This is a genomic window from Burkholderia sp. Ac-20353 (assembly GCF_017104785.1).
Taxonomy (GTDB): domain Bacteria; phylum Pseudomonadota; class Gammaproteobacteria; order Burkholderiales; family Burkholderiaceae; genus Burkholderia.
In genome coordinates this window covers 1-26,024 of the sequence record NZ_JAAGPL010000067.1, presented here as the reverse complement: position 1 = coordinate 26,024, position 26,024 = coordinate 1, and the positions used below count along the sequence as shown (strand labels likewise).

General features: G+C 64.1%; 26 protein-coding genes. 20 read left to right on the top strand and 6 right to left on the bottom strand.

The genetic code is table 11. The annotated features are described in order from the left end of the window. Nucleotide 1 precedes the first annotated feature (1 nt). The 7 genes from G3N94_RS20160 (at nucleotide 2) to G3N94_RS20130 (ending at nucleotide 6,354) form a co-directional block, all read left to right on the top strand. The gene (locus G3N94_RS20160; RefSeq protein ID WP_205794343.1) at nucleotides 2–1,234 is read left to right on the top strand and encodes an acyl-CoA dehydrogenase family protein; all 1,233 of its coding nucleotides are present in this window, start codon (nucleotides 2–4) and stop codon (nucleotides 1,232–1,234) included. Beyond that, on the top strand, nucleotides 1,231–2,064 hold the full coding sequence (locus tag G3N94_RS20155) for an SDR family oxidoreductase (RefSeq protein ID WP_205794342.1): 834 nt from the start codon (nucleotides 1,231–1,233) through the stop codon (nucleotides 2,062–2,064). Before G3N94_RS20160 ends, G3N94_RS20155 begins: the two co-directional genes overlap by 4 nt. Further along, nucleotides 2,061–3,020 (top strand): phosphotransferase family protein, encoded by a 960-nt coding sequence (locus G3N94_RS20150; RefSeq protein WP_205794341.1) that lies wholly within the window; start codon nucleotides 2,061–2,063, stop codon nucleotides 3,018–3,020. Before G3N94_RS20155 ends, G3N94_RS20150 begins: the two co-directional genes overlap by 4 nt. A gap of 109 nt (nucleotides 3,021–3,129) precedes the next feature. Next, nucleotides 3,130–3,885, top strand: coding sequence for an SDR family oxidoreductase (locus tag G3N94_RS20145; RefSeq protein WP_241021963.1), 756 nt, complete (start codon nucleotides 3,130–3,132; stop codon nucleotides 3,883–3,885). 4 nt (nucleotides 3,886–3,889) lie between these two features. Further along, the gene (locus tag G3N94_RS20140) at nucleotides 3,890–4,411 is read left to right on the top strand and encodes a DUF4442 domain-containing protein (protein ID WP_205794340.1); all 522 of its coding nucleotides are present in this window, start codon (nucleotides 3,890–3,892) and stop codon (nucleotides 4,409–4,411) included. Between the two features lie 24 nt (nucleotides 4,412–4,435). After that, nucleotides 4,436–5,368 (top strand): SMP-30/gluconolactonase/LRE family protein, encoded by a 933-nt coding sequence (locus G3N94_RS20135; RefSeq protein ID WP_205794339.1) that lies wholly within the window; start codon nucleotides 4,436–4,438, stop codon nucleotides 5,366–5,368. A gap of 65 nt (nucleotides 5,369–5,433) precedes the next feature. Continuing rightward, complete coding sequence (locus G3N94_RS20130) at nucleotides 5,434–6,354, top strand: LysR family transcriptional regulator (protein WP_205794338.1); 921 nt, start codon at nucleotides 5,434–5,436, stop codon at nucleotides 6,352–6,354. A 160-nt stretch (nucleotides 6,355–6,514) separates the two neighbouring features. Here G3N94_RS20130 and G3N94_RS20125 read toward each other — a convergent pair whose 3' ends face one another. Together G3N94_RS20125 and G3N94_RS20120 are read right to left on the bottom strand one after the other, a co-directional pair. Next, a complete protein-coding gene (locus G3N94_RS20125) occupies nucleotides 6,515–7,072 on the bottom strand; it encodes a hypothetical protein (RefSeq protein ID WP_241021962.1) in 558 nt (185 codons plus the stop codon). 267 nt (nucleotides 7,073–7,339) lie between these two features. After that, entirely contained in the window at nucleotides 7,340–7,921 is a 582-nt protein-coding gene (locus G3N94_RS20120) for a TetR/AcrR family transcriptional regulator (protein ID WP_205794337.1), read from the bottom strand. Between the two features lie 235 nt (nucleotides 7,922–8,156). Between G3N94_RS20120 and G3N94_RS20115 the strand changes: the two genes are divergently transcribed. From G3N94_RS20115 to G3N94_RS20100, 4 genes are all read left to right on the top strand, one after another. After that, a complete protein-coding gene (locus tag G3N94_RS20115) occupies nucleotides 8,157–8,819 on the top strand; it encodes a DUF3313 domain-containing protein (protein WP_205794336.1) in 663 nt (220 codons plus the stop codon). A 95-nt stretch (nucleotides 8,820–8,914) separates the two neighbouring features. Beyond that, the gene (locus G3N94_RS20110; RefSeq protein ID WP_205794335.1) at nucleotides 8,915–9,133 is read left to right on the top strand and encodes a hypothetical protein; all 219 of its coding nucleotides are present in this window, start codon (nucleotides 8,915–8,917) and stop codon (nucleotides 9,131–9,133) included. Then, a complete protein-coding gene (locus tag G3N94_RS20105) occupies nucleotides 9,130–10,710 on the top strand; it encodes an MlaD family protein (protein ID WP_205794334.1) in 1,581 nt (526 codons plus the stop codon). The genes G3N94_RS20110 and G3N94_RS20105 overlap by 4 nt, the downstream gene beginning before the upstream one ends. Before the next feature lie 248 nt (nucleotides 10,711–10,958). Further along, on the top strand, nucleotides 10,959–11,981 hold the full coding sequence (locus G3N94_RS20100) for an SGNH/GDSL hydrolase family protein (RefSeq protein ID WP_205794333.1): 1,023 nt from the start codon (nucleotides 10,959–10,961) through the stop codon (nucleotides 11,979–11,981). A gap of 24 nt (nucleotides 11,982–12,005) precedes the next feature. On the opposite strand, the gene G3N94_RS20095 is transcribed toward G3N94_RS20100, so the two are convergent. Continuing rightward, the gene (locus G3N94_RS20095; RefSeq protein WP_205794332.1) at nucleotides 12,006–13,394 is read right to left on the bottom strand and encodes a uracil-xanthine permease family protein; all 1,389 of its coding nucleotides are present in this window, start codon (nucleotides 13,392–13,394) and stop codon (nucleotides 12,006–12,008) included. A gap of 278 nt (nucleotides 13,395–13,672) precedes the next feature. Here G3N94_RS20095 and G3N94_RS20090 point away from each other — a divergent pair, with 278 nt between their 5' ends. Continuing rightward, nucleotides 13,673–14,830 carry an iron-containing alcohol dehydrogenase gene (locus G3N94_RS20090; protein ID WP_205794331.1) on the top strand — a complete coding sequence of 386 codons (1,158 nt, stop codon included), beginning with the start codon at nucleotides 13,673–13,675 and terminating at the stop codon, nucleotides 14,828–14,830. A 7-nt stretch (nucleotides 14,831–14,837) separates the two neighbouring features. Here G3N94_RS20090 and G3N94_RS20085 read toward each other — a convergent pair whose 3' ends face one another. Further along, the gene (locus G3N94_RS20085) at nucleotides 14,838–15,731 is read right to left on the bottom strand and encodes a LysR family transcriptional regulator (protein ID WP_205794330.1); all 894 of its coding nucleotides are present in this window, start codon (nucleotides 15,729–15,731) and stop codon (nucleotides 14,838–14,840) included. Between the two features lie 102 nt (nucleotides 15,732–15,833). Between G3N94_RS20085 and G3N94_RS20080 the strand changes: the two genes are divergently transcribed. Next, nucleotides 15,834–16,598 (top strand): cysteine hydrolase, encoded by a 765-nt coding sequence (locus tag G3N94_RS20080; RefSeq protein WP_241021961.1) that lies wholly within the window; start codon nucleotides 15,834–15,836, stop codon nucleotides 16,596–16,598. 57 nt (nucleotides 16,599–16,655) lie between these two features. On the opposite strand, the gene G3N94_RS20075 is transcribed toward G3N94_RS20080, so the two are convergent. Continuing rightward, complete coding sequence (locus tag G3N94_RS20075) at nucleotides 16,656–17,654, bottom strand: sulfonate ABC transporter substrate-binding protein (RefSeq protein WP_205794329.1); 999 nt, start codon at nucleotides 17,652–17,654, stop codon at nucleotides 16,656–16,658. Nucleotides 17,655–17,921: 267 nt separating this feature from the next. Further along, on the bottom strand, nucleotides 17,922–18,329 hold the full coding sequence (locus G3N94_RS20070) for a DUF427 domain-containing protein (RefSeq protein WP_205794328.1): 408 nt from the start codon (nucleotides 18,327–18,329) through the stop codon (nucleotides 17,922–17,924). Nucleotides 18,330–18,604: 275 nt separating this feature from the next. Here G3N94_RS20070 and G3N94_RS20065 point away from each other — a divergent pair, with 275 nt between their 5' ends. The 7 genes from G3N94_RS20065 (at nucleotide 18,605) to G3N94_RS20035 (ending at nucleotide 25,930) form a co-directional block, all read left to right on the top strand. Then, entirely contained in the window at nucleotides 18,605–20,266 is a 1,662-nt protein-coding gene (locus tag G3N94_RS20065) for an ABC transporter substrate-binding protein (protein ID WP_205794327.1), read from the top strand. A gap of 723 nt (nucleotides 20,267–20,989) precedes the next feature. Next, the gene (locus G3N94_RS20060) at nucleotides 20,990–21,172 is read left to right on the top strand and encodes a Flp family type IVb pilin (RefSeq protein ID WP_205794326.1); all 183 of its coding nucleotides are present in this window, start codon (nucleotides 20,990–20,992) and stop codon (nucleotides 21,170–21,172) included. Between the two features lie 89 nt (nucleotides 21,173–21,261). Further along, nucleotides 21,262–21,768: an A24 family peptidase gene (locus G3N94_RS20055; protein WP_205794358.1), complete on the top strand. Its 507-nt coding sequence runs from the start codon at nucleotides 21,262–21,264 to the stop codon at nucleotides 21,766–21,768. Nucleotides 21,769–21,786: 18 nt separating this feature from the next. Continuing rightward, entirely contained in the window at nucleotides 21,787–22,794 is a 1,008-nt protein-coding gene (cpaB, locus tag G3N94_RS20050; protein ID WP_205794325.1) for a Flp pilus assembly protein CpaB, read from the top strand. A gap of 101 nt (nucleotides 22,795–22,895) precedes the next feature. Then, entirely contained in the window at nucleotides 22,896–24,227 is a 1,332-nt protein-coding gene (locus G3N94_RS20045) for a type II and III secretion system protein family protein (RefSeq protein ID WP_241021964.1), read from the top strand. 16 nt (nucleotides 24,228–24,243) lie between these two features. Further along, nucleotides 24,244–24,636, top strand: coding sequence for a CpaD family pilus assembly lipoprotein (locus tag G3N94_RS20040; protein WP_205794323.1), 393 nt, complete (start codon nucleotides 24,244–24,246; stop codon nucleotides 24,634–24,636). Nucleotides 24,637–24,703: 67 nt separating this feature from the next. After that, nucleotides 24,704–25,930 carry an AAA family ATPase gene (locus G3N94_RS20035; RefSeq protein WP_205794322.1) on the top strand — a complete coding sequence of 409 codons (1,227 nt, stop codon included), beginning with the start codon at nucleotides 24,704–24,706 and terminating at the stop codon, nucleotides 25,928–25,930. The last annotated feature ends 94 nt before the right edge of the window (nucleotides 25,931–26,024 follow it).

Genomic DNA, 26,024 nt, shown 5'->3' with positions numbered 1-26,024 from the left:
AATGGATTTCTCTCCGAGTCCCAAGGCAGTTGAGTATATCGAGCGCATGCGCCAGTTCATCGACACGCACATCGTGCCGATCGAAGATTCCTACCGCAAAGAAAATCGTTGCCTGAATCCGGATGCCGACTGGTCCCGGTGGCGTGTCCCGCCCGTGATCGAAACGCTCAAGGCGAAAGCGCGCGAAGCCGGCCTCTGGAATTTGTTCCTGCCGTCCGAGAGCGGACTGACCACCCTCGAGTACGCGCCGTTGGCAGAGCTGACCGGGCGCTACGAGTTTTCCGCCGAGGTCTTCAATTGCAATGCCCCCGATACCGGCAACGTGGAGGTTCTGCATCACTTCGGTAGTGCGGAGCAAAAGGAGCAGTGGCTCAAGCTGTTGCTGGCCGGGGAAATTCGCTCGGTCTTTTGCATGACGGAACCGGATGTGGCCTCGTCCGACGCCACAAATATTGCCGCGACGATTCGAGAGGACGGCGACGAACTCGTGCTGGACGGCAAGAAGTGGTGGTCCACCGGCATCGGGCACCCGAACGCCAGGCTGGCCATCTTCATGGGGGTTTCCAACCCCGATGCGGAGCCGCACAGCCGACATAGCATGGTGCTGGTGCCGCTCGATACGCCAGGCGTCCGCATCACGCGCATGTTGCCGACCTTCGGCGAATACGACCCACCGTACGGCCATGGCGAGGTGGAGTTCAGCAATGTGCGTGTGCCAAGGAAGAACGTGATCCTCGGTCTGGGCAAGGGTTTTCTCATCGCCCAGGGTCGGCTGGGCCCGGGACGCATTCATCATTCGATGCGCGCGATTGGTGCCGCCGAGCGCGCGCTGGAGCTGACCATCTCCCGAGCCAGTCGACGCGAGGCTTTTGGCAAACCGCTCATCAAGCTGGGTGGCAATCTGGAGCGGATCGCGAATGCACGTATGGCGATCGATCAGGCCCGACTGTTGACCTTATACGCGGCGTGGAAAATTGACCATCACGGGGTCAAGGAATCAATGACCGAGATTTCCGCCATCAAGGTGGTGGCACCCAACGTGCTGCAAAGCGTGGTCGATCAGGCTATCCAGATTCACGGTGGCGCAGGCATGTCTCACGATGTCTCGTTGACCAATCTGTTTCTGATGGCGCGTGCACTGCGTCTGGCCGACGGGCCGGATGAGGTACATCGTGCGATGGTCGCCCGTCGTGAATTGGCCAAATACAAGCGACGAGAGGCGGAGCTGGCATGAAACCGCAACGCGTATTCATAACCGGGGGGGCGTCCGGACTCGGTCGCGAGCTGGCGCTTCACTATGCCCGCGCAGGCGCGAGCGTTTTGATCGGCGACATCGATGATGATCGCGGGCAAGCGCTCGTCAAGGATCTCGTCCGGATGGGCGTGCGGTCCCACTACCTGCCGTGTAACGTGCGTGAAGAAGCGGATCTGCAGCGCGCAGCCGACTGGCTGCGAGCCAACTGGGGCGGCGTCGATGTGTTGTACAACAACGCCGGCGTTGCTCAAATGGGACCGATCGCAGACGTTTCCCTCGACGATTGGCAGTGGGTGGTGGACATCAACTTGCTTGGCGTTGTACGCGGCTGCAAGGTTTTCACCCCCATGCTGCGTGCGCAGGGGAGCGGCAAGATCGTCAACGTGGCGTCCATGGCCGGCCTGCTTCATTTGCCCAAGGCAGCTGCCTACAATGCCACGAAGGCGGCCGTAGTGGCGTTGTCCGAAACTTTGCAGCTCGAGCTGGCACGCGACAACATTTACGTCTCGGTCGCGTGTCCGGCGTTCTTCCGCACCGATCTGGCCAAGCATATGCGTGCGAGCGATGCGGAGTCCGAGCGGTTCACGAAACGGCTGGTGGAGAGGGCGCGTGTGGGCCCGGAAGAAATCGCGAGGAAAATCGCCAATGGAGTGGCTCGCGGCGACACGCACATCCTGACCCACGCGGACTCGCTGAAGGCTTGGCGCATGAAGCGGTACTTGCCGTATGCATGGTATCTGCGTTTGATCGGCCGACAGGTGGCAAAAATCGAAGCGCGGATGCAACAACGGAAAGAGGTAGCAGCATGAATGTGGTTGCAGTATTGGACCATGCTGGCGCGGTACGGGCCGGAGAGGAGCTGGACGGCAGTGCGATCGACGCCTGGCTCAAGCTAAAACTGCCCGATTTACAAGGACGGCCGGAAATTACCCAATATTCCGGCGGTGCATCGAACTGGACCTATCGCCTCAAGTACGACAATGACGACCTTATCCTGAGGCGCCCTCCCGCCGGCACCAAAGCGAAATCGGCGCACGACATGGGCCGCGAGTATCGTCTTCAGCATGCGTTGAAACCGGCATTCCGGTTTGTGCCCGAAATGCGCGCCTATTGCTCCGACGAATCGGTTGTCGGCGCGCAGTTCTACGTGATGGAGCGCCTGAACGGCATCATCCCGCGCAAAAACCTGCCCCGGGGGCTGCAACTCTCCGCGCCTCATGTCCGAAGCTTGTGTCTCGCCGTACTGGACACGCTGATCTCTCTGCACAAGGTCGACTACAAGGCGGCTGGTCTGGAGGCCATCGGTGCCGGAAGCGGGTATACGCTCCGTCAGATCGAGGGTTGGAGCAAGCGTTATCGTGACGCGCGCACGTGGAACGTTCCCAGCGGCGACGGGATCATGGATTGGCTCCTGTCCAACTTGCCGTCGCACGAGCGGATTTGTATCACCCACAACGATTTCCGTTTCGACAACGTGGTGCTCGACCCGCGCGAGCCAACGCGGGTGATCGGCGTGCTGGACTGGGAGTTGGCGACGCTCGGCGATCCCCTGATGGACCTCGGCAATACCTTGGCTTACTGGGTAGAGGGGGGCGACGATTTTCTGGCGCGTTCCACTCGGCGGCAACCGACGCATCTGCCTGGCATGCTGTCAGGTGTCAGGCGAGATGTTATCCCGCATCGGCATTCGGGTAGGGCTGACGAACTGCGGCATCACCAAGCCGATCGTTGGTCAAAGAGGCATTCGTCCGGCCTCCCTGAATAGCCATACGCATTTCGAAGGCGACGACGCAGGCTTGCTGACCGATCGCTGATCTGCGGTACGGCAACTGCCGGAAAGTCCTGTAGGTATCGACATCATTGAGTGAATCATCATGCGCAGGAACATTCTTATCACAGGCGCCAGTTCGGGACTTGGCGCCGGCATGGCGCGGGAGTTTGCAAAACGCAACTGCAACCTCGCACTTTGCGCGAGACGCCTCGATCGACTGAAGGAACTCAAGCAGGAACTGCAGAAGACCGCACCAAACGTCAAGGTATGGATCCGCGAACTGGATGTCACAAATCATGACCAGGTGTTCGAAGTCTTCCGGGCGTTTGCAATCGATATGGGTTCCATCGACCGGATCATCGTGAACGCTGGCGTTGGCTCCGGTGCGCCCGTAGGCAGGGGTAACTTCAGCGAGAACAAACGGACGGTTGAAACGAATTTCCTCGCGGCGCTTGCACAAAGCGAGGCGGCCATGGAAAGCTTTCGGGCGCAGAATTCCGGCCATCTGGTTGTCATCTCTTCGATGAGCGCGATGCGCGGCCTGCGCGGCAGCATGACGGCCTACTCTGCCAGCAAGGTCGGTGTCGCCGCAATGGCGGAAGGCATTCGTGCCGACGTACTTCGCAAGCGCGCCATCAAGGTCAGCACAATCTATCCGGGCTACATCCGCACGGAACTGAATGAGAACACCTCGCCCGGCAAGACACCCTTCATCATCGATGCCGCCAAGGGCTGTCGGCTGCTCACCGCCGCTATCGAAAAGGAACCGAATACAGCGTTCGTGCCGCGGTGGCCTTGGGCGCCGCTCGGCTTTCTGATGAAGCGGTTGCCGCTGTCCTGGGTCGTCAAACTGAGCTGAGATCATGGCGATCACACTACTCGAGAATGCTCCGCGGAATCGGATCAACGCTGTCCTTGCCGCACTGAACCGGATGCCGCGTGCGCTTCGGTTGCCCTTGTTCAATTTCGTATTCGGACGTTTCTCGCGCTTTTATCGCACGGTGGGCGTCAAGGCGGAAAAGATCGGGCCTTACAGCGTGACCTTGACGTTGGCAAATCGCGCGCGCGTGCGCAACCACATCCGCGGAGTCCACGCGGTTGCAATGACGTTGCCGGCGGAATATGCGGCTGGACTGGTGGTGGCCCAGCATCTGTCGACGAATGCCATAGTGGTGCTGAGACGCTTCGAGATCGATCTGCACAAACCCATTCGAGGTGCCGTGTCCGCAACGGCCTTGCTTACGTTCGAGCAGGGCGAGTCTCTGCGCGGACAAACCGAGGGAAAAATCGAAGTGCCGGTCGTGATCAAAGACGAGGCCGGTCAGGCTCCGGTGTCGGGAATCATGTGCATGGCCTGGATTTCGCGCAATAAGCCCGAGCGTTGATAGTCATTACGTAGGAGGAGACCCATGCAAGCAGCACAATTCAAGAGGCGCCTGATTTCAATTCCGGGACAGGCGCCGGAAGATGTCGTGGTCGACCGTGAAGGTTATCTAATCGCCGGTGTGAACGATGGGCGGGTTCTCCGGATCGATCCTCAAAGCGGAAAAACGCAGCAATTGACCGATACCGGCGGGCGTCCGTTGGGGCTGGAGGTACTTCCGGACGGTCGTATTCTCATTTGCGATAGCCCTAAAGGCCTGCTCGAACTGAACCCGCGCACCGGAGAACTGAAGACATTGGTGAGCCAATATGCCGGCCGGCCGCTCCCGTTTTGCAGCAATGTGGTTGCGGCCGAAGACGGAACCATATATTTCAGTAGTTCTACAGATAGATACACGGTCCACGAGTGGCGCAAGGATATCGTGGAGAACATCCCCACCGGCCGCCTGTTTCGCCGCCACCCGGCCGGCCATGTCGAGCAACTGATCGAGGGACTCTATTTTGCCAACGGCTTGGCGCTGGCAACCGACGAGTCCTGGATTGTGGTCGCGGAGACTGGGGCCTATCGGCTGCGCAAGTTGTGGTTAAAGGGGCAGAAGGCCGGGTGCAGTGAGATCTTTGCGGAGCTCCCTGCCTTTCCCGACAATTGCTCGATGAGCGCGGACGGCTTGGTGTGGGTGGCGCTGGCGTCGCCCCGCAATCCTGTTGTCGATAAACTGCACAAAATGCCGCTTCCGATTCGGAAGCTCGCGGCTCGATTGCCTGCTGTCCTGCAACCCGCTCCAGAGCGAGTGACTTGGGCGAAGGCCTTTGACGCTGAGGGCCGCGTGGTTCACGATTGCCAGTGGACTGACGGAGAGTACGCCATGGTCACCGGCGTATGCCAACACGGCAGGACCGTGTACCTGAGCAGCCTTGTCGAGCAATCCATCTTCTCCTTCGAACTGACGTCTGATTAGCAAACAACGCAATCATGGGCTCAAGAAAGCCGGATCAGAGAGATGAGCGATCAGATGCTCCGACTATGGAGCATAGAAGAATTCAGCAGCTGGATCTCAATCTGCTCAAGATCTTTGAAGTCGTTTACCGGGAACGACACCTGAGTCGCGCAGCACAAAGCTTGGCCCTGACGCCTTCAGCTGTCAGCCATGCGCTCGGCCGTCTGCGAGAGCATCTGAACGACGAGCTCTTCGTAAGAGACGGGCGCACTATGCAGCCGACAGCGACTTGTCTCAGGATGGCGCCGGGATTGCTGGAGCAGGTCGCCAAGCTGCATCAACTGCTCCAGCAGTGGGGGCAGTTCAATCCGGCCGAAACTCGGCAGACCTTTCGACTGGGCATGCCGGATGCGATCGAACCGCTGTTTCTGCCTGCTCTGACACGCGCGTTGGGCGAACAGGCTCCATTCGCCACGCTCGCGAGCAGCCCGATGGATCGCAAACGGATGGCGAGCACCCTGGCAGCGGGCTACCTGGATTTGGTTATCGACGTGGCATTGCCGATCAGCGAGCCGGTACGGCACCGCCCCTTACTGGAAGATGCCTTCTGTATTCTCGCTCGCAGGGATCGTTGGGCCGCGCGGAGCATAACAATGGAGAACTACCTTGAGGCGAACCACGTGGCCGTGTCGACTCGTTCGCAAGGGACGGTTCTCGAAGATGTCGCGTTATTGAATCTCGGATTGCAACGCAATATTGCAGTTCGCTGCCAGAACTATTATTCAGCCTGCCGTATCGTTCAGCAGTCGGATCTCTTGCTCACCATGCCCGCACGACTTGCTCGGCAAATCGATACAAGTCGCTCCCTGGCACAGCTTGATTTGCCGTTTTCCTTACCGCCGGTGCAACTTCACATGTATTGGCATGTAAACAGCGACATGGACTTCGCCAACCAGTGGTTCCGCCAACTGATTGACGAGACAGAAGCGCATAGAGGGTTTGAATGATAGTAGGCGTCCCGCAACTGCACAGTCTCACGCCCGTTTCGCGCCATACTCGTCGCTAAACTTTCGTCCTGGTCGAGGAGGCTCCTGCGAAGTCGACGGCCACGAGGAAGAGCGCGGACTCGACCACAGTGCGCCGACCGTCGCGGTATCCCGGCAATGACTATTTTTCCATCCAGTACTCGCCTTCGTACTTGGTGTCATTCAAGCCGGTCGAAACGTCGACATCGGTCAATACGCGAAATGTCCCGCGAATCTGACGCAGCTTGCCGGTCCCACCCGTGAGCACGAGGTTACCCACGACGGTTCTCTTGTTGGGCGATTGGCTAGCCGGTGCTTGTGCGATGCCTTCGTACTTGCCAAAAACCTTGTCCCCATTCGCCATGCTGAAGATGTAATAGGCGACGACCGGACCATTGCCGCCTACCGTGTCGCTTCTGCCTTGAGTCAGGTAGTCTTTGACGGGCACGCCGGCAAACACGGGCGGGTCCTCGGGAAACGTTCTTGAAATTTCGAACAACCGGACCGCATGTCCCGGCATGTCGCCGACGTCCAACGTGTGTTGCTGCGTGTACTTCGAGTTCTTCCCGGGCACTTCGAAAGAGACCTTGGTTTTTTGCTGAGATTGCGACCAGGCCACTGGACTTCCAAGTAGTGCGACGCTGCAGACAACGAGCAAAACTGCGAGCCTGCGCATGCGGGCTTGAATCGATTGGTCCATGATAGGCGGGGCCTTTCGTTGTCTTCAACAACGGCGATGAGCAACCTCGGTGTCGCTGGGCCCACCGCAGAGAGCGAAGCGGCCAAATGTTTTCGTTCTTTGGTCGGTTTATTTGGCATCCCGGCATGTTGAGGTGTCAATGCCGGACTGACAGGCGACGCATGAATCGGACCAACTCAATCAACGCTTTGAGTCAACCAAAACAGGACGCCGGAGAACAGCAAAAAACGTTTCAACGCCGAAACGTCAACGCGCCGTGCAGCACCGTCACCGTGGCTTTCGCCTGTCCGCCGGTGCTTTCCAACTTTCGTCATCGAGCAGGCGCGTGAAAAGACGATTCCGCATGGCGGCGGTCAGCGGCGTCAAGCCAAGCAATACGTTGAACGCGATGCCGCTCGCCGCGAAGTACCGCAGCAGCGTGAGTTCGAAATCGCCGGATTCTTTATCCAGCGCCTTCAGCTTGTCTGCATCGGCTCCCTTCCTGTCTTCCAGCAGTTCCGGACTTTCGATGATCGCTGCCAGCACCGCTCGTGCGACCGAGTTTGGCTGAGTGATGGCTTCCCGGAAGATAGCGATATGTGCGGAAAGCGTGGGCTCGGCCTTCGACGCACCCTCGTTCGCGAGATAGTCGCTTGCAAACTGTTCGAATTGCTGCTGCTGGAATTCCAGCAACGCTTTGAGCACACCTTGCTTGGTGCGGAACTGGTGCAGCAAGCCGCCTTTGCTGATGCCGCTTTCGCGCGAGAGCGAGTCAAACGTCAATCCACCGACGCCGTCGCGCGTCAGGATGGCGAGCGCGGCGTCAATTGCCTTCTTGCGGGAAATTTCCGAACGGGTCTGGTTGTCCATTTACTGGTCTTGATGGCATCGCGCACTCGCGCGCGGTGGCGGTGCAGTAGGGCGGTGCGAGCCCGCAGACGAGGCCCCGGGCCGCAAACCGCGAATTGTACCTTGTCGGTCACCAAAGAAAAACAAACCGGGTAGACGGTTTACATATCAGAAGCGCGGTGCTACGCTTCGGCCACGTCAAACCTCTCGAAATTTCATCGCTGGCGGCGCCAGGTACCTTCTCAAGGAATCCGACATGTTCAGGACCCGATTCATTCCTTTTCTCGTCTCGAGCGCCACGGTGCTCACGCTGACGGCGTGCGCCGGGGTACGGCCCGTTGCGTATTCGGGCATTGCGTCGTCGTCACAGCTGGCGCAGAACCACACCGGCGATGCCGCAAAGGTGCCGTACCGGTATGCAGCACCGGTGGACTGGGCGAAATATCGGCAGGTCATCGTCGACCCGGTCGTAATCTACGCCGCCCCGGACAATCAGTTCGGTGATTTGAAAGCCGAGGACAAGACGGCGCTTGCGGATTACATGGGCAAGACGTTCACCGAAAAACTCGCGAAGCGTTTCCAGATTGCACCGCAGCCGTCGCCTGCGGCGATGCGCGTGCGGCTCACGCTCACGGGTGCAGAGAAGACGACGGCGGTGGTCGGACAAGCCATGCACTTCGACATCGCCGGCAATCTATATAACGGCGTGCAGGCAATCCGGGGTGGCAAGGGGGCGTTCAGCGGCTCGGTCTCCTATGCGGTCGAGGTCTACGACAGCACGAGTGGTCGACTGCTGACCGCATATGTGACAAAGCAATATCCAAACGCGATGAATCTGCCCGCTGCATTCGGCTCGCTCAGCGCGGCCCGGACAGGAATCGACAAGGGGGCAGACGCGCTCGTCAGCCAATTGCAATGACCGCTCGGCGCCAGCGACGCGCCGCACGACGCGAAGCGGCGAGTCGACGACCATGCGCGTCGCTGAGCTGACTACAACTGATGTGGAGCAGAGACATGCGCGCAATCGCCCATCTCGTTCTGATCACGCCACCACCGATCATGGTGTCAATCGTGTTCCTGGTTGCGTATCTGGTAATCGGGATTCCCGCTCATATGACGCGCGGTGCGATTGCGCGGGACATATTCGGCACGATGGCAGGCGTGTTTGCTGCGCTCTTTTATCTGACGTTGGTGTTGGGCTTTCAGGCGGACATCCAGGACCTGTCCCGATGATCGCGTGCGGCACATCGAAAGCGGTGCACGAGCGATGGAAACTGCTCATTCAGAATCACCGGGAAGCTATAGTGGTTGGCACACGTTGGCTCCTGATGGCGTGTTGTGCTCCCCTCGCAGCGCTGCTCGTCGTCCTGCTGAGCGCGATAGGGTCACCGTCTGAAACTGCGGTGACGGTGCGTTTCGTCAATGCGGAAGGTCTTGAGCCGGGCAAAACAATCGTGCGCTACCGCGGTGTCGAGATTGGCCGGCTGACCACGCTGGACATTTCCGCGGACCGCACGAAGGTGCTTGCCACACTCCGGCTCGTCAGCACCGCGACTCGCTTTACCCGTTGCGACGCGAGATTCTGGATCGTTCGCCCGAGCGTCGACCTGACGGGTGTATCTCGTCTCGATACGGCATTTTCGGGTCCGTACGTTGGAGTCGACATAGGGAACGCGCCCCAACAATGTCGTGACTTCGACGGACGCGAGACTCCACCTCCTGCAACGCGTGACTCCAACGGTACGCTATTCGTTCTTCATGCTGCTTCAATGGGCTCGTTGAGGGTCGGTTCGCCCGTTTACCTCAAGCAAATACGAGTCGGCAGCGTGCTCGCCACATCACTGCCCGCGCGGGGCGACGGCGTCGACATCAGCGCCTGGGTTGCCGCACCGTTCGACCGTTACGTCACGGCGAACACACGTTGGTGGCATGCGAGCGGCATGGCCACACGACTCGGTTCGGAAGGGTTCAAACTGGACGTGTCGTCGCTGCCGGCGCTTTGGTCCGGCGGTATTGGATTCGAGAGTCCAGTCTCATCGGATGAAGGCGCCCGTGGCGTGCCGGATGCCAAGCCGATCACGTTGTTTGCGAGCCGAATCGATGCGCTCCGGCAAGCGGATGATGGACCTGCTGCATCCGTAATTATGCGGTTCGCGGCGTCATCCGAGGGGCTGTCCGTGGGGGCGCCGGTGGACTTCCACGGTGTCGAAATTGGCGAGATCACGGCGATTGCGGTCGATTTCGATATGGCGCGTCAGCGTTCGCAGACAGTCGTCACGATGAACCTGTACCCCGCACGACTCGGCACAGCCTACAGCGGCGCGTTGGGTAACGGTGATAACGCAGCGGGCAGGGGGCTGCTGCGCGACATGGTCAGGCAGGGGCTGCGCGGTCAGTTGCGCGTCGGGAGTTTACTGACCGAAAAGCGCTACATCGCGCTCGACTTTTTTCCACGCGTCGCACCGGTCAATATCGACACCCATCATCCGATGGTCGAGTTGCCCACCGTACCGAATACGTTCGAATCGTTGCGTAGTCAACTCGTCGGCATCGGCGACAGGCTAAGCCATTTTCCATTTGACGAAGTCGGACATCATTTCGACGAGGCGATCAAATCTGCCGGTTCGCTGGTCCAACAGTTCGATACCGAGTTGGCGCCGAGGGCAAGCTCAGCACGGATTGCTTCGGAGCAGTTGTTTGACGCCGCAGCAGCGGTACGTAGGACCGGCAAGCGGGAACATTCATCGAGTCGTGACACTCATGCCATTCAACACGAACGAGATGACGGAGCGAGTATATCTGGTGACTAGAGCACTGCTTTGTCCTGCCGTCCCAGACTCATAATTGCCGCACGAAGAACACCATCGGATGAGCCGATGCTGCGGATCACGTCGGGGGGAGTCCGATTTGCCGTGCCTGATCGCGTGCGCGCGACTGCGCGCCTTCTTCGTACCCCGATAAGATCGACTAACCTGTAAGACGCAGGCTGCAGCTACACCGTCTCCATCAACCCTGCCACGCGAGCGCGATGACCCGGCCGCGCGGCGGAGGAGGAGCCATGCAAGGAATCCATCACACGTTGCGCGGCGCAATGCTTGCCATCGCGCTTGTGCTGCTTGCCGCGTGCGGCGGGGATGGAGGCGGATCGGGTGGTGGCGCCGGTGCCGCGATGCCGCCGGGCGGCATTCACCTGCAAGTCGTGTCGTTCGGCGACAGCCTGTCGGATGTCGGGACCTATGCGCCGATCGCGAGCGTGGTGGGTGGCGGGCGTTTCACGACCAATCCCGGGCAAGTGTGGACTCAGAACGTCGCGCAGTATTACGGCGATACGCTGACGGCGGCGTTTACGATCGACGTGACGCACAAGTTGAGTGCGCAAGGCGGGCTCGGCTATGCAGAAGGCGGTGCCACGGTCGCAACGCCGGCAAACCTGTACGACTTTCTCACCGACGTGATCGGCAACATCGAAATGCCCGTCAACCAGCAGGTGTCGAGCTATCTGTCGGCTCACGGAAGCTTCAACGCGAATCAGCTGGTGCTGGTCTGGGCCGGTTCGAACGATGTGCTGCGCGCGGGCGCGCTGCCGGCCGCGGCTCCGACCGTGCAGGGCGCGGCAGCCGCACTCGCTCAAGTGGTCGCGCAGATCGTGCAGAACGGCGCGACGCATGTCGTGTTGGTCAACGTGCCGAACGTCGGACTGTCACCCAAAGGCATTGCGTCGCCCGATGGCGGAGCGAACCTGACCCAGTTGTCGCAGTTGTTCAACAACGACCTGAACGCTGCATTGCAGGCGAATGGCGTCCAGGGCAAGGTTCTCCAGATCGATTCCTATACCTGGGTGAACCAGATCGTCGCGAACTTCCAGGCGAACGGCTTCGTCGTGTCGAACACCGCCGTCGCCTGCGACCCCGCAAAGACGCCTCATGCGACGTCATTGCTTTGCTCGCCGCCGACCTACGTGACGGCCAATGCCGACCAGACGTACATGTTTGCCGACGATCTTCATCCGACGACACGCATGCATGTGCTGTTCGCCCAGTTCGTCGAGCAGCAGATCGCGAAGAGCGGTCTTGGTCATTGAGCGACGGAGAGCGCCGTCAGCGCGTCATTTCTGTTCCGGCAGGAACCAGTTCATCAGCAGCGCGCAGAGGCCGCCCGTGGCGACACCCGATTCCAGCACGTTCTTGAGCGCGTGCGGCAGGCTGTTCAGGATGTCCGGCACCTGCGACACGCCGAGGCCCAGCGCCAGCGACACGGCGATGATCAGCAGCGCGCGGCGGTCCAGCCGGATGCCGGCGAGAATGTTGATGCCGGATGCGGCCACCGCGCCGAACATCACCATCGCGGCGCCGCCCAGCACGGGCTCGGGCACGGCCTGCAGCACGCCGGCGACCACCGGGAACAGGCCGAGCACCACGAGCATGCCCGCGATCCAGAGCCCGACGTGACGGCTGGCGATGCCGGTCAGCTGGATCACGCCGTTGTTCTGCGCGAACACCGAGCTCGGGAACGTATTGAACACGCCGGCCAGCAGCGAGTTCGCGCCGTTCACGAGCACGCCGCCCTTGATCCGCTGCATCCACACCGGGCCCTCGACGGGCTCCTTCGAGATCTTGCTGGTGGCCGTGACGTCGCCGATCGCTTCGAGCGACGTGACGAGGTAGATGATCAGCATCGGCACGAACAGCGACCACGAGAAGCCGATGCCGAAGTGCAGCGGCGTCGGGATCTGGAACAGCGCGGCCTGGTGCATGCCGGTGAAGTCGAGGCGGCCAAGGAACGCGGCCGCGAGATAGCCGATCACGAGCGCGATGACGAGCGCGGTGCTGCGCACCCACACGATCGGCACGCGGTTCAGCAGGATGATGGTGCCGAGCACGAGGCCCGACAGCGTCAGGTTCTCGGCGCTCGCGAAGCTGCCCTTGGCCATCGCGCCGTAGCCGCCGCCCATGCTGATCAGGCCGACCTTGATCAGCGTGAGGCCGATCAGCAGCACGACGACACCGGTGACGAGCGGCGTGATCAGGCGCTTCACGAACGGCAGGATGCGCGACACGCCCATCTCGACGAACGAGCCTGCAATCACGACGCCGAAGATCGCGGCCATCACGGTCTCGACCGGCGTGCCCTGCTTGACCATCAGGCTGCCGCCGGCGATCAGCGGGCCGACGAAGTTGAAGCTCGTGCCCTGCACGATCAGCAGGCCGGCGCCCAGCGGGCCGAAGCGCTTGCACTGGACGAAGGTGGCGATGCCGGAGATTACCAGCGACATCGACACGATCAGCGTCGTATCGCGGCTGGACACGCCGAGCGCCTGGCAGATCAGCAGGCCGGGCGTGACGATCGGCACGATGATCGCCAGCAGGTGCTGCAGCGCGGCGACGAACGCGACCATCGGCGCGGGCCGGTCGTCGGGGCCGTAGACGAGGTCGTGCGCGAGTTCGGCGTCGTCGGCGCCATGGGCGGCGGGTTGGGCGGGGGAGGCGGATTGCATGGCGAGCGGCCGGACAAGGTGGAAAGTGCGGCATTTTAACGGAACGCCCCGCCGGCGCCCGCGGACGCTGCCCATGCCGCCGAACCGGCGTCCGCGCGCGGGCCGTGCGGGCATGCCGCCGACACGCAAGCACTTGACGCCCGCCGTGAAACGCCGCATGTTCGGCGGGGCGAACGAGCAGCGATCACGCCGCTGCCCGATTGCCGCGATTGCCGAGACGCCAGCAGCCACATGACGCTGCCGGACGCCCGCGCGGCGACCTACCCTGGAGACGCTCGATGAACCCGTTTCAATTCCGCACCGTGCCGACGCTGATCGTGGAGTTTGGCGCGGCGCGCAGGCTCGGCGCGCTGCTGCGCGAACGCTTTCCGGCGCTCGCGCGGCTGTGTGTCGTCACCGATGCGTTCCTGCATCGCAGCGGCATGCTCGCGCCGGCGCTCGAGAGCCTCGCCGCGCACGGCTGGCAGGTGACCGTGATCGACGACGTGGTGGCGGACCCACCCGAACACGTGGTGCTCGAAGCGACCGCGCGGGCGGTCGACGCTGCCGCCGAGATCGTGCTCGGCCTCGGCGGCGGGTCGTCGATGGACGTCGCGAAGCTGATCGCGGTGCTCTTGCCGGGGCAGCAGCCGCTCGCGGACATGTACGGCGTCGACAAGGTCACGAGCGCGCGCCTGCCGCTCGTGCAGATGCCGACGACGGCCGGCACCGGCTCCGAAGTGACGGCCGTGTCGATCGTGACGGTCGGCGACGCACGCAAGATGGGCGTCGTGTCGCCGCATCTGCTCGCGGACGTCGCGATCCTCGACGCCGAGCTGACGCTCGGGCTGCCGCGCGCGGCGACGGCGGCGACCGGCATCGACGCGATGGTGCACGCGATCGAGGCATACACGTCCGCGCGCCTGAAGAATCCCGTGTCGGACATGCTCGCGGAAAAGGCGCTGGCGCTGCTGTCGCGCAATCTGCTGAACGCCTGCGAGAACGGCGGGGACCGGCACGCGCGTGAAGCGATGCTGGTGGGCGCGATGTTCGCGGGGCAGGCGTTCGCGAACGCGCCGGTCGCGGCCGTGCATGCGCTCGCGTATCCGGTCGGCGGGATCTTCCACGTACCGCACGGCCTGTCGAACGCGCTCGTGCTGCCGCACGTGCTGCGCTTCAACGCGCCGGCCGCGGCGCCGTTGTATGCGGAACTCGCGGCGATCGTCGCGCCTGACGCGACCGGCAGCGACGAAGCGAAAACCCGCGCGCTGATCGACGAGATCGACCGGCTGGTCGTCGCGACCGGCATTCCGCGCACGCTGCGCGAGGTCGGGATCGGCGAGGGCGACCTGCCAAGGATGGCAGCCGACGCGATGCTGCAGACGCGCCTGCTCGTGAACAACCCGCGCGACGTGACGGAAGCGGACGCGCTGGCGATCTATCGGCACGCGTGGTGACGGGCACTCAGAGACAATCGCCCAATCCCAGGAGGAACTCCGCGGCAAGCCGGGTGCGTGTCGAGGCTTGGCGCGCCTTCTCATACACCACGGCCAATGGCGCGCCTACGCTGTCGAACTCGGTCAGAACGGGCACGAGGCGGCCCGCTTGCAGCGCCGGCGTCACCACGTAGCACGGTGCCTGCACGATGCCGCGTCCGCCTTCGGCCAGCGCCAGCAGCACCGCCGCATGGTCGCTCGCCAGCGGGCCTTCGGGGTAATGGCTGAGCTGCCGCCCATCCCGGGTGAAGGTCCAGACACGAAACTGCCCGCTGTTGGCCATCACGTAGCGCAGGCAGACATGATTCACGAGGTCCGCCGGCGTGCGTGGCGTACCATGCCGCTGCAGGTAGCCGGGTGCGGCAACCGTCAGGAATCGGTGCGCCGGCAGCGGGCGAGCCACCAGGCGCGAATCCGGCACCTCGCCAAGCATCACGGCCAGATCGAAGCGCTCGGCGGTCATGTCGACATGCCGATCCGTCAGCATCAGTTCGACCTCCAGGCCCGGATACTCGCCGAGCCAGTCACTCAGCGCGGGCGCGACCACATACTGGCCGAAGCTCACCGGCACGCACAGCCGCAGCTTGCCACGCCAAGGTTGTGCCTGTCCGGCCAGCCTGCTGCGTGCGTCCTCGATCGCCGTCATGCCCTGGCGGCACACCTCGTAGAACGCTTCCCCGTCCCCGGTCAGCGTGATCTGCCGTGGCGATCGGTGAAACAGCCTGACACCCAGTTCCGCCTCCAGTCTGGCAATGGATTTGCTGACGGCCGACGGGCTGAGCCGCAACACGCGTGCGGCCCGCGTGAAGTTGCCCGCGTCGGCGGCCCGGACGAAGGTACTGATGTCGTTGAATGGATCCACTTCTTATTCCCGGGATTCACAATTAGTCTGAATTTTATCGATTTATCGTGCCCCTCATTCACTCTTATAGTCGATCCCGTATCGATTCACGAGGGATCCGACATGTTGCCATCCACCAAACGCCTGTTCGCCAATCTGTTCCCGCAGTTGTCCATCGTCGCCGGGACATCCGGGGCCGCTTCGCCGTCACGCCCGTCCACGACGGATCACGCAGCCGCCGTGCATAGTCCGCCGCCGCTCGAGCCTGGCAGCGGCAAGGCCGCGCTGGTCATGATCGAGTTCGTCAACGAATGGCTGGCTCCGCAAGGCAAGCTGCGCGGCCTGATCCAGGATGAGCGTCAGTTCGCCAGCTCGCAGGTCGCGGCGCAACAAGCGCTGGCGGCGGCGCGCGTTGCCGGCATGCCGGTCATCCATGCCACGTTGCAGTTGTCGTCCGACTACCGCGAACTCGGCCATCGACGATTCGGCCTGCGCGGTGCCATTCCCAACGCAGGCACATGGCGGAAACAGGACAGCGGCTGGCAGTTCTACCCGCCGTTCGCTCCCCGCCCGGACGAGTTCGTCATCAGTGGCCGCGCGGGTGCCAGCGCGTTCGCGGCCTCCGACCTGGACAACTACCTGCGTGGCCAGCGCATCACCCGCCTGTACCTGGCAGGCTACGCAACCCATGTCTGCATCGAGTCGACCCTTCGCGCGGCGCACGACCTTGGCTACGAGCCTGTCGTGCTCAGCGATGCCACCGCCGCATTCACTGCCGCGCAGCAACAGCACGTGCTGAGCGAGGTCGTCCACCACTTCGGCTGGGCGATGCCCACGCAGGCATTCATCGCGGAATTGACGTCACCGGGTGCATCTGCCAAGGCATGATGCTGCAGAACGAAAGGGATGCGCGCTGCGTCGCGTGATGCGCACGCCGGGCGCAGACTATCGCGCGTTGGCCACCGTCACCTTGGCCGGTATCAGCTTCAGCGTGCTGAACGTATCGGCGATGTTCTGCTGATACGCAAGCGTTGCGTCCGTGACCGGCTGCACGCCATAACCGGTGCGCTTGAGCGCGAGCTCGAGCGTCGCGGTGTCGAGGCCGACGGCCGGCGACAGCAGCGCCGCCACGTCCGGAACGTGGTCGCGCCCCCAGCGGTCGACCGTGTCCACTTCGTCGAGCAGCGCACGCAGCACCTGCGGCTGCGCGGCCGCATATTTGCGCGCGGCGAGGTAGTACTGTGTGTTGCGCACGAGGCCGTCGCCGTCCGCGATCACGCGCGCATCGAGCTGCCGCTGCGCGGCCGCCAGATACGGATCCCAGATCACCCACGCGTCGACGTTGCGCTGCACGAATGCGGCGCGCGCGTCCGCGGGCGTCAGGTAGATCGGCTGGATGTCGGTGTACGCGAGGCCCGCATGCTGGAGCGCCTTCACGAGCAGGTAGTGAACGTTCGATCCCTTGTTGAGCGCGACTTTCTTGCCGCGCAGTTGCGCGACCGAGCGGATCGGCGAATCGGGCAGCACGACGATCGCTTCGCCGTGCGGCGCGGGCGGCTCGTTGCCGATGTAAACGAAGTCGACGCCCGCGGCCTGCGCGAAGATCGGCGGCGTCTCGCCGACCGTGCCGACGTCGATCGCGCCGGCATTCAGCCCTTCGAGCAGTTGCGGCCCGGCGGGAAACTCGAGCCATTGCACCGACACGCCCTGGCTCGCGAGCCGCTTCTCCAGCGTGCCGCGCGCCTTTAGCACGACGAAGTTGCCGTATTTCTGGAAGCCGATCCGCAGCCGCGTGCCGCTGCCTTCTACTTGGGCGGCTTGGGCAGCGCGGCCCGCGAGCGGGCCGAGCGCGAGTGCGGCGACTCCGGCGGCCGCGCCGTGCAGCAGCTTGCGGCGGCGCGGGTCTGCCAGTGGGGTTTCAAGGTCGGGATTCCATGTGGGCATCGAAGCGTCCTGCGGGTGGAAAGCGTGGAAAGCGGGCGGGCCTGCCGTGCTCGACGGCGCAGGCGCTGCGCGGGCCGGGTGCGGACGATCGGTGCAGCACGCCGGCGCGCGCCAGATCCATGACGATAGTCCGGCGCGCGTGGCGTTCCAACCAACGATTGCATATATGCAAATCGGTCGCGGGACGAACGGGCTGCAGCATTTGCGCTGCAGTCCGGCTGGCGACGCGCGCGATGCCGCGGCGCGCGCCGGATCAGCGAGAAGCGGTCAATGCACGTTGGCGGGCCGTTCCTCGATCGAATCGACGCGGTCCGGATAGAACGCGAGGTGCGCGCGAATCGAATCGACGGACGGATACGGATGGTCGTAGGTCCAGACCGCGTTGACCGCGCGCGGGCCGCCGGACGGGATCGAGTAATACGCGCAGTCACCCTTGTACGGGCAGTACGTCGTATGGTCCGTGCGTTCGAGCAGCGTCATGTCGACGTCTTCGCGCGGGATATAGAGGACGGCCGGATAGCCGGCTTCGCGCAGCGACAGCGCGTGGCGCGTGTCGGCGACGATCTTGCCGGCGACGGTGACCACGATGCGCGACGTCTGACGCTCGACCGTGATCGGGTGATCGGGACCCGGAATCTTCATGGGCCGTGTATTCGGGTCAGGGCTGCTGGGCATGGGTTCGCTCCTGGAGTCGGCGGTTCGCGGGCCGCCGCGTCGGACGGCGGCGCAGGCCGGGGCGCCGGTGTCGGCGGCCTGCAACCGATACCTTGCGCCGATTCCGGCGGTTTTGCCACCGGCCGCGCGATCTTGCCTGCCGAGCGCCGCATCTTCATCCGCATGCACCGCCACATCGCGATAAGCAATCGCGAATTAATTGGTAAGCGATCCGCGCCACGCACGCGAAGATGACGCGACCTCATTCGCGTTCCTCATCTTTCGCCGTTGCCAACATGAAGATTCCCGCCGTTTCATCCGTCAAGCATCGTGTACCGAAGCACCCATTCGCCGCTGCGATGATCCGTTGCGTGGCGGCGTCGCTGCTGTTCGCAGGCGCGGCGTCGCACGCGTTCGCCGTGCCCGCCGGCAAGACGCTCGTGTTCTGCACGGAAGGCAGTCCGGCCGGTTTCGATCCGGGGCAGCACACGACGAGCACCGATTTCGATGCGAGCACGCATACGATCTACAACGAACTGGTGGAGTTCAAGCCCGGCACGCTCGACCTCGAGCCGGCGCTCGCGACGAGCTGGGACGTGTCGCCCGACCAGCGCGTCTACACGTTCCATCTGCGGCGCGGCGTGAAATTCCAGACGACTGCGTGGTTCAAGCCGACCCGGCCGTTCCAGGCCGACGACGTCGTATTCACGTTCCGGCGAATGCTCGATCGGGAAGATCCGTTCCGCAAGGCGTATCCGACGAGTTTCCCGTACTTCAGCGACCTCGGCTTCGACCGCAATCTCGAGCAGATCGAGAAGGTCGACGACGACACCGTGCGCTTCGTGCTGAAGACGCCCGACGTCGTGTTCGTGCGCAATCTGGCGATGGCGTTCGCGTCGATCCTGTCGGCGGAATATGCGGCGCAGCTCGCCGCACATCATCGCGAGGCCGACATCAACCTGCTGCCGGTCGGCACGGGGCCGTTCCTGCTGCGCGCGTACCAGAAGGACGCGGTGATCCGCTACGACGGGAACCCCGACTACTGGAAGCCCGACGACGTGAAGCTCGCGCATCTGGTGTTCGCGATCACGCCGGATCCGGCGACGCGCCTGCAGAAGCTGTCGTCCGGCGAATGCCAGATGTCCGTGTTTCCGCGGCCGGCGGATCTCGACACGGTGCGGCGCGACCCGAAGCTGACGCTGTTCTCGGGGATGGGCTTCAACGTCGGCTTCGTCGCGTACAACACGCAGCATGCGCCGCTCGACCGCGTCGACGTGCGGCGTGCGCTCGACATCGCGATCGACAAGAACGCGATCATCAAGACGATCTTCAATGGCGACGCGAAGATCGCGACGAACCCGATGCCGCCCGCGCAATGGTCGTATAACCCGCGGCTGAAGGATGCGCCGCGCGATCTCGCGGCCGCGAAGGCGCTGCTCGCGCGCGCGGGCTTTCCGAACGGATTCGACCTGACGTTGTGGGCGATGCCCGTGCAGCGCCCGTACAACCCGAACGCGCAGCTGATGGCGCAGCTGATCCAGCAGGACTGGGCGAAGATCGGCGTGCGCGCGAAGATCGTCAGCTACGAATGGGGCGAGTACAACCGGCGCTCGAAGCTCGACGGGCAGCACGACGCGATCCTGTACGGCTGGTCCGGCGACAACGGCGACCCGGACAACTGGCTCGGCGCGCTGCTCGGCTGCGACGCCGTGCATGGCAGCAACCTGTCGAAGTGGTGCAACGCGAATTTCGAGCGGCTCGTCGATCAGGCGCGCGGGAACACCGACGTCGCGAAGCGCACCGCGCTGTACGAGCAGGCGCAAGTCGTGTTCAAGGACCAGGTGCCATTTACGCCGATCGCGACGTCGATCGTGTCGCTGCCGGTGTCGAAGCGCGTGCGCGGGCTCACGTTCTCGCCGCTGGGCGGGCACCGGTTCGAAGGCGTGTGGCTCGACTGAAGTCGAGCGATGACGTGTGGCGCGCGGATTGCGCCATGCGTTCATTTCGTTTGTTACCGCTTACCGCTTCGGGGATTGGAAATCTGATTCCGACGTGTCGCATGGACGCGCGAAACGGTTGAACGGCGACTCGGAAATCCGCGATGAATTGCGTCGCAAATGTGTGCGCCAACTGGTCAATTCATTAGGATCACATGTGCGACTGAGCGCACTGTCATTTTTGCCGGGAAGGTGAAACGGCAAAGGAATAATTTCCCGTTCCGTTCCGCGAAATGCAATTGAATCACGCGCGGTTCCCGAGAGCGGGATCACGCGATGCGCGAGCATGGTGCGAATTAACATTCTTTCGCTGCCGACAGACAAGCGCGATCGCACGCCGGTATTCGATCGATGCGAATTCGTGGGCAATCGCGTCCACCATGCAAATTCATTCCGTCGCTAAATAATTTGAATTCGCGTCTGAAATTTCCTATACCTTATCGAAGAAAAGACGCCGGCAATCGTGCCTGCCGGCGTCGACTGAGAGGGCACCGGCGGATCGTGCAATCGCGGTTGATCCGTTCGGCGCACAGTAGCAAGCGCAGTGACCCCGGGGGATGCGAGCAGCCGCGTTGATGGCTATCCGCATGTGTCGCGCAGTGGCGAACGACAGTGACCGCCGCGGGAGCAATGCCACGTCTTTGCATCCAATGGTCGATCCGACCGCGTCAGACGGAGGTTGTCATGCTGCAATACGCCAAGTCCTTACTGCGCGACGAACGGGGTGTCAGCGCGCTTGAATATTCGGTCCTCGCGGGTATCGTCGTCGTCGCGCTGGGCGTCGTCGGTTCGGTACTCAGCAGCAATACCGGCGGCTTGCCGGCGATCTTTACGGCGCTGCTCAACAAGGTAAGCGCGATGATCTGATCCCGTCGCTCCGCGCGCTGCCGGCGATCCGCGGAATCGCAGCGGTTGAACGGTTCCGCATGGGGCGCGTTGGGGCGCGGCATCTGCCGATGCGCTATCTCGTGCAATTGGTCGCCACGGTCGTGCTGGTGTCGCTCGCGGTGCAGGATCTGCGTGCCCGGCGTCTGTCCAATCGTCCGGTGCTGGCGTTCGCGCTGATGTATTTCGTCGCGGCGACGCTCGCGCGCGACGGGCCGGCGTCGGTCACCGCACACGTCGCGACGGGCGCGGCGATGCTGCTGGTGTTCGGCGTGTTCCGTCACGTCGGCTGGCTGGGCGGCGGAGACGTCAAGCTCGCGGCGGCCGTGTTCCTGTGGGCCGGCCCGGCGCTCGCGTTTCCGGTGCTGACGATCGTCGGCGCGGCAGGGCTTGCGACGGGCATCGCGATGGTCGCCGTGCACGCGCGGCAGCGGCGCGTTGCGCCCGCACGCGCCGTTGCGACGCGCGGCGTGCCCAGTATGTCCAGTATGTCCAGCGTGCCATACGGCGTCGCACTCGCGCTGGGCGGCGCCGTCGCCGTGTGGGCGCCGTTCCTGCTGGCCGCACCGATCATGTAGCGGAGGACGCACATCGCCATGCCCAAACCGCTGAGAATGGCCGCGCTCATCATCGCCGCGGGCATCGGGGCGTTCATTCTGCGCGAACTGTACGTCAGCGCATCGACGGCGAAGGCACCTGCGGAAGCAGCGGAGGATCGCGTGCGAGTCGCGGCCGCCGATCTGCCGGAAGGGCTGCTGCTGCGCGACAACGATCTCGCGTGGAAGCGGATCGCGCACGCGCAGGTTCCGCCCGGTGCGTTCGTCGAGTCGCAGCCGGGCGCGGACCTGAAGGGCGCGCTGCTGCGCAACCGCGTCGCCGCGGGCACGCCGATCCGCGCGGAGAGCGTGATTCCGGCCGGCGCGCCGGATTTTCTCGCGGCCGCGCTCCAGCCCGGGATGCGCGCGATCTCGGTGCCGGTCGACGAGGTGTCCGGCAATGCCGGCCTGATCCAGCCTGGCGATTACGTCGACGTGCTGCTTACTCAGCAGGTGGGCGGCTCGGCGGCCGCGCCTGGCGCGTTCGAGGCGGAAACGGTGGTGAGGCGCGCGCGAGTGCTCGCGGTCGGGTCGGATTTTCAGCGCGCGAAGGCGGGGGCCAGCGCGACCGACGCGACGGTCCGCGCGCGCACGGTCACGCTCGAAGTCGCACCGCGCACCGCGCAGGTCGTGCTGGTCGCGACACGTCTCGGCGCGCTGTCGCTTGCGCTGCGCAGCTTCGCGACGCGCGATCGCATGCAGCCGACGGGAGACGATACGGACTCCGACACACCGCCCGTGTGGGCGGGCGACGTGTCGCGCGCGTTCCGCGATGCGACGCGCGGCGCGGCCGCCGCGCGTGACGGCGGCGCGCGCGTGCCGGCGCAGGGCAATACGGTGGTGATCTATCGCGGCTCGACGATCGACGACGGCATGCACGGCGGAGGCGGCGGGGGTGGCTTCGGCATCGGCACGGCGGGTGTGCCGCCGCTGCCGCCGGGACTGCCGGGCGGAAACGTGACCGCGGACGCCGCGGCACAACTGCCGAAAGCGGGATCGCCGCAGTGACGGTTCGGGCTCGGCCACGGGGGGCCGGCCTTCGACGGGACAATAAACGGATGGTCCGCATGGTTCGCTGGTTCGCACTGGGATGCTTCGCGTGCGTCGTGATGCCGGGCATCGCGTGCGCGCAAGGCGCGCGCACGCAGGACGCGGATGCGCCGCTGTCGATCGCGACCGGCAAGGGCGAAATGCTGTCGTTGCCGGAGCCCGCGATTGCGATGTTCGTCGCCGATCCGGCCGTTGCCGACATCCAGGTGCCGTCGCCGCGCACCGTGTTCGTATTCGGCAAGAAGGCCGGCACGACGACGCTGATCGCGCTCGGCGCGAACCACCGGCCGATCCTGCGCAAGACCGTGATCGTGCAGGTCGACACGCAGTCGCTGCAGCGCGTGCTCGACAGCCGGTTTCCGCAACTGAAGCTGACGGTGTCGGGCGCACCGGGCTCGCTGATGGTGTCGGGGCGCGTGCCGAGCGCGGCCGATGCCGATGCGGTGATGCAATCGCTCACGCCTTACCTGCACGACAAGGAAAAGCTCGTCAACCGGCTCACGCTGTCGCGCCCGATCCAGGTGAACCTGCGCGTCAGGGTGACCGAGGTGAGCCGCAACGTCACGCAGCAACTCGGCATCAACTGGAGTTCGCTCGGCTCGGCCGGCAATTTCTTTGGCGGGCTGTTCAACGGCCGCACGCTGTTCGATTCGACCACCAATCTGTTCAACCTGTCGTCGACCGGCGCGTTCTCGGTGCTCGGCGGTTTTCGCGCGGGGCGCTGGTCGATCGACGTCGTGCTCGACGCGCTCGACCAGGAAGGGCTGATCACGATGCTCGCGGAACCGAACCTGGTCGCGATGTCCGGCGAGACGGCCAGCTTCCTCGCGGGCGGCGAGATTCCGATCCCGGTCGCGCAGAGCGGCAATACCACCGGTGCGATCACGATCGAATACAAGCCGTTCGGCGTGTCGCTCGACTTCACGCCGACCGTGCTCGCCGACAACCGGATCAGCCTCAGGGTGCGGCCGGAAGTCAGCGAAGTCGATGCGAGCAACAGCGTGACGACGGGCGGCATTCGCGTGCCGGCGCTCACCGTGCGGCGCGTCGAGACGACGGTCGAGTTGTCGAGCGGCCAGAGCTTCGCGATCGGCGGGCTGTTGCAGAGCCAGTCGAGCGACGTCGTGTCGCAGCTCCCGGGGCTTGGCCGGCTGCCCGTGATCGGGCGGCTGTTCTCGTCGAAGAACTTCCAGGACAACAAGACCGAGGTCGTCGTGATCGTCACGCCGTATATCGTCCAGCCGACGGGGCCAGGCCAGCTCGAACAGGCGATCGACAACGTCGCGCGGCCGAGCAGCGATCTCGAGTTCGCGGTGCAGCGCAACCTCGGGCTCGACCTGATGTCGGGCGACACGCCGCGCCTCGTCGGCGCCGCGGGCTTCGTCTACTGATTCCGGAGGACCGCCGATGCGTGTTCGAACGACCGTCTCCGTGCTGGTGCCGCTGGTGCCGCTGCTGCTTGCAGGCTGCCTGTCCGCGCCGCCGCCGCTGAGCCTGCCCGATGCGTCGGTGGTCGGCTTCGACGGCGTGCGCGCGGTGCCGCCCGACTGCGCGAAGCTGATGCAGCCGTCGCACCTCGTCGATGCAGGCTTCGCGCGCGCAGGCGTGCCGTTCGGCTGCGCGACCTACACGAACCTTGCCGCAATGCTCGCGCGCCCCGAGGATCTCGTCGCACCGGTGCCGTATGCGGGCGCCGACGCCGAAGTCGCGGCCGGTGCCGTGCGGCGCTACCTCGAGGACCGCGTGAAGCAATCGGAGCCGGCCAGGACGCTGACGACGACGGGGGCGCCCGCGCGCTGACCGAGCCGCCCTTCATCACGGACCCTTACACGCCGACTTTCATCACCGACTTTTACTACCGAAAAGCATGCCGCCCATGAACGTCCTCGACCGCCAGAACGCCAAGCGCGCCGCCGCTGCCGCCGGATCGGCGGAGCTCGTCGCCGTCGTGTCCGATCCCGGCAGCAAGGACGTGATCGAGCGTGCCGCGCAGGAATTGTCGATCGCGCGCGCGCACCTGCAGATCGGCACTTGCGACGATGCGATTCGCCTGCTGCGGCAGAACGAGCGCTCGCCACGCCAGCTCGTCGTCGACGTGACCGATTCGATGCTTCCCGTGTCGGACCTGATGCGGCTCGCCGAAGTATGCGATCCGTCGGTGCGCGTCGTCGCGATCGGCACGCAGAACGACGTCGGACTGTTCCGCAACCTGCTCGGCATCGGCGTGCAGGACTACATCGTCAAGCCGCTGACGGTCGAGCTGATGCGGCGCGCGCTGACCGCGACGGAATCGGTCGCGCAGGTGCGGACTGGCAAGACGGTGAGTTTCGTCGGCGCGCGCGGCGGTGTCGGCGCGACGACGATCGCGGTGAGCCTCGCGCGCTGCCTCGCGGGCGAGAAGCGCCGGCGCGTCGCGTACATCGACCTGAACCTGCACGGCGGCGGCGCGAATTCGATGCTGGGCGTCGGCAGCAACAACGGCCTGATCGAATTGCTGAACATGGACCAGCGCCCCGACGACGTGCTGTTCGACCGCATGTTCGTGACCCGCGGCGACCGCCTGCACGTGCTGTCGGCCGAACTCGCATTCGGCACCGACGCGTATCTGCGCGACGCGTCGATCGCGCATCTCGTCGACATGCTGAAGGACCGCTTCCACTATCTGCTGTTCGACGTCAGTTGCCGGTCCGGCCCGCTGTTCGAGGGCGCGCTCGAGGCGTCCGATCTCGTCTATGTCGTCGCCGACCGTTCGGTGCACGCCGCGTATGAATCGGCGCGGCTCGCGCGCTTCACGCGCGAACTGCCCGGCGACCGGATCCTGTCGCTGGTGCTGAACAATCCGTGCGCGCCGGTAGCGGGCCGTGTCGAACCGGCCGATTTCGCGGAAGCGTTCGGCCACGACAAATTGCGCGAACTGCCGCACGAGCCGCAGGCGCTCGCGGTCGCGGAGAACCTCGGCGAGCCGATCGACGACACGAAGCGCTATGGATTCCTGCACGAAATCCGGCAGCTAGCGAGCGGCATCACCGGTGATGCGGCCGTCGTCGCCGAGCCGTGGTATGCGCGGCTCGCCAGGTGGAGGAGGGGATCGTGAAGTTCGGCACCCGCAATCGGCCGTCCGTGGATCCTGCGTCGCCCGCGGATCCGGCGTCGGCCGTGCAGCCGGCGGCACCGCGCGGGCCGGCACC